The sequence below is a fragment of the Parahoeflea olei genome (assembly GCF_001703635.1).
In the GTDB taxonomy this organism is placed as follows: Bacteria; Pseudomonadota; Alphaproteobacteria; order Rhizobiales; family Rhizobiaceae; genus Hoeflea; species Hoeflea olei.
Genome location: NZ_LQZT01000025.1, coordinates 1 through 3,168, shown reverse-complemented (window position 1 = coordinate 3,168; position 3,168 = coordinate 1). Strand labels below are relative to the sequence as shown.

Annotated in this window: 1 protein-coding gene; it reads right to left on the bottom strand. The window is 62.9% G+C overall.

Going from position 1 to position 3,168, the window contains the following annotated elements; translation table 11 throughout:
* Positions 1 to 1,997 (bottom strand): autotransporter-associated beta strand repeat-containing protein (locus AWJ14_RS14815; protein ID WP_171904888.1); only part of this gene is annotated, 1,997 nt, incomplete at its 3' end.
* Positions 1,998 to 3,168 lie beyond the last annotated feature (1,171 nt).

The following is a 3,168-nucleotide window of genomic DNA, read 5'->3' as shown; positions in this document are numbered from 1 at the left end:
AAGCCGCCGCTGTTGCCCGACAGCACCAGCGTGCCCGCGCCGGTCTTGGTGAAGGCGCCGCTGCCCGACACCACGCCCGAGGCGGTGAGGCTGTTGGCCGCGTCGGTAATCTCGATGGTGCCGCCTTCGAAGCCGAACGAAATGTTGCGGCTGGTCGAGGCCAGGTCTGTGCCGGTGACGCGCAAGGTGGCGCCCGACTGCAATTTCACGGCACCGCTGCCGAGATTGGCGTCAGCGGAGACGGAAAGCACGCCGTTATTGACCAGCGTGTCGCCGTCATAGGTGTTGGTGCCCGTGAGCACCAGCGTGCCCGCGCCGGTCTTGGTAAAGGCGCCGCTGCCCGACATCACGCCCGAGGCGGTGAGGCTGTTGGCCGCGTCGGCGATGTCGATGGTGCCGCCATCGAAGCCGAACGAAATGTTGCGGCTGGTCGAGACCAGGTCTGTGCCGGTGACGCGCAAGGTGGCGCCCGACTGCAATTTTACGGCACCGCTGCCGAGATTGGCGTCATCGGAAACGGAAAGCACGCCGTCATTGACCAGCGTGTCGCCGTCATAGGTGTTGGTGCCCGTGAGCACCAGCGTGCCCCGGCCGTCCTTGGAGAGCCCCGTGTGCCCCGAGATCGTGCCGTTGGCCGTCACCACGGCGCCCTCGGCAATGTCGATAGACCCGTATGCTCCGGCGAGGCCGATCTCATTGGAGAGGGCGGTGTTGCCGGTGACTTTGAGCGCGCCGTCGAACATGAAAATGGCGCCAGAGCCGATATTGCTGCTGCTTTCGATCGACAGCGTGCCGGAATCGATATTGGTCAGGCCCGTGTAGCTGTTGGTGCCGGTGAGCACCAGCATGCCGCCGCCGGTTGTCGTCAGCTCGCCGGTGCCGGTAATGGAACCGCTGGCGGTGACCGTAAACGTGCCGGTCTTGATCACGCTGGGGGTGCCGGAGGCCAGCTCCATGGCGTTGTCGATTGTGGCTGCGCTGGTGAGTTCGAGGATGCCGCCAGCAAATATCAGGGTGCCGGAGCCGAGATTGCTGTCGCTAGCGATGGACAGCGTGCCACCCGCAATCGTTGTCGTACCGGTATAGGTGTTGGATTTTGACAGCACCAGGGTGCCGCCGCCGGTCTTGACCAGATTGCCGTCGCCGGACACGACGCCGCTCCAGGTCGCCGCAACCGCACCGGTGTTGATCGTGCCCGAGATTCCTGATGTCAGGTTGATGGCGCGGGAGAACGTGCTGTTGCCGGTGATATCCAGCGTGCCGCCATTGAAGACGACGGCGCCGTAGCCAAGATTGCTGTTTTCGGAAATCGACAGCGTGCCGGAATCGATGGTGGTGGTCCCGAAATAGCTGTTGTTGCCGGAGAGGGTGACAGTTGCACTGCCGGCGTCGACCGCGAGGTTGCCGCTTCCGACAATGGCATTGCTGATCGTGACGTCCGTCGACTGCTCAAGCGTCACGAGCCCATTCATGCGGATGTCGCCAGTGAGGACAGAGGTTTCACCGAGCGTGAGAGTATTGGTGCCGCCCTCGAAATAGAGCGATTCGCCACGGTAGCCGCCGGTCCCGGTCATGCCGCCGGCGATCGTTCCATTGTTGACGACGGTCAGGTTTGCACCTCTCACGCCGGCGCCGGCACCTCCCACACCCACGGTGCCGCCGTTGCCCCCGTTGATCGTGCCGTTGTTGATCAGGGTCACGTCGGAAACGGTGGTGAAAAACCCGACGCCGCCCTGGCCCCCGTTGCCCCTGGACCCCTGGCCTCCCATAGGTGCATTCGATGGCCCGCCGGCTCCGCCGTCGCCGCCTGTTCCGCCCGTCAGCGTTGCGTTGTTGGTGACCGTGATGGCGTTGTTGACGATGACGCCGTAACCGCCTTCACCGCCGCCACCGCCACCGCCGCCGCTGCCGCTGAACCCGCCGTCGCCGCCCGCCGTTCCCGCGCCGCCATCGCCACCGGTCTGGTCTGCCGAGATGGTCGTCGGTTGGTTGGTCATCAGCTCCAGGCCGTTCGCACCACCGGCGCCACCGTCGCCACCGTCTCCACCGCTACCGGAGGAGTTGCCGCCGCTGCCTCCGGCGAACCCTCCGGCGCCGCCGCCGCCGCCGCCACCACTGCCGTTGTTCGATATGCCGCTCTGTCCGTCAGAGCCGGCGTGGCCCGGGGCGCCGCCGGTTCCGCCCGATGCCGGAAGTGTCGGAGTCGGATTCATGGGGTCGAAATTAAATTCAGTCCCGCCCGAGCCGCCGTAGCCGCCCGCTGCGAGAGCCGGCGAAGCAGCCATGACGGCTGCCAAGGCAACAGTCGCCAGGAGGCCGTGCCGGCAGATATTGAGGCCGGCGTTTTGACGACGAAAGGCGGGCAACGTGGTGGGCGAGCACAGCGTGTTGGGCATGGCAGTTCCTGAGGGGCAACGAAGGATGGGTGAAAGGCGGACGCCTGAGTCCGGAGCGTAAAGGTGCGGATCGGTTGGTTCGGCGCATTCGGCGCGCAGCTTATTGTGCCTGAGCCTCCGCGCCTGCCCAATTGTGGCCTAAATTTGTTTCTTTTTCAATGGTTTGGCGGTGGGGGTCCCGGGTCAGGAAAATCATGTAAAGCGTGCAAAGAAAGAATTTTGTTCAAGTATATTCCTGTTTTTCAAGCGATGGGTTTCTTCCCTTTTGCCGTAAAAAATTCGAAGCGCCGCCGTGAAGACTCCGCCGTGGCGTGAGTTTTTTGGTAGAAAAATATCGCATCTTCAGGTTGAGTCGATTGTGGATGTATTGCGGTATGTCTGTTCTTGAAATGCGGTGGGTAGCCAAGACTTGTTCCTGTATTCATGATTTTCGACTTTGCACCAGACTCATAGAAAGTTGTTGATATGTCAGCCTTATTTCGAACTCAGGCGGTGTTTCTGCTGCGGTTTTTCGAGCTTTGGGATAAGGGCCGGCATGCGCTGCGGGTGATTCGCTGACGCACGGGAGCTCCCGCAGGTCTGCGCATGTCGCGCCGTTTTTTCTCCGGATACCGGGTTTGCCCTGAAATGCGGCCACTGATCGGCGCGCTCAAGAGGCATGACAACAGCCAAACGCCGCGCTTCGGTGGAAGCGCGGCGTTTGGCTGTTTCGTGTCCTGTGCGCTCTGGAGCGCTGTGCTGCGGCTCAGAAGCGGACGGTCAGGCGGGCGGC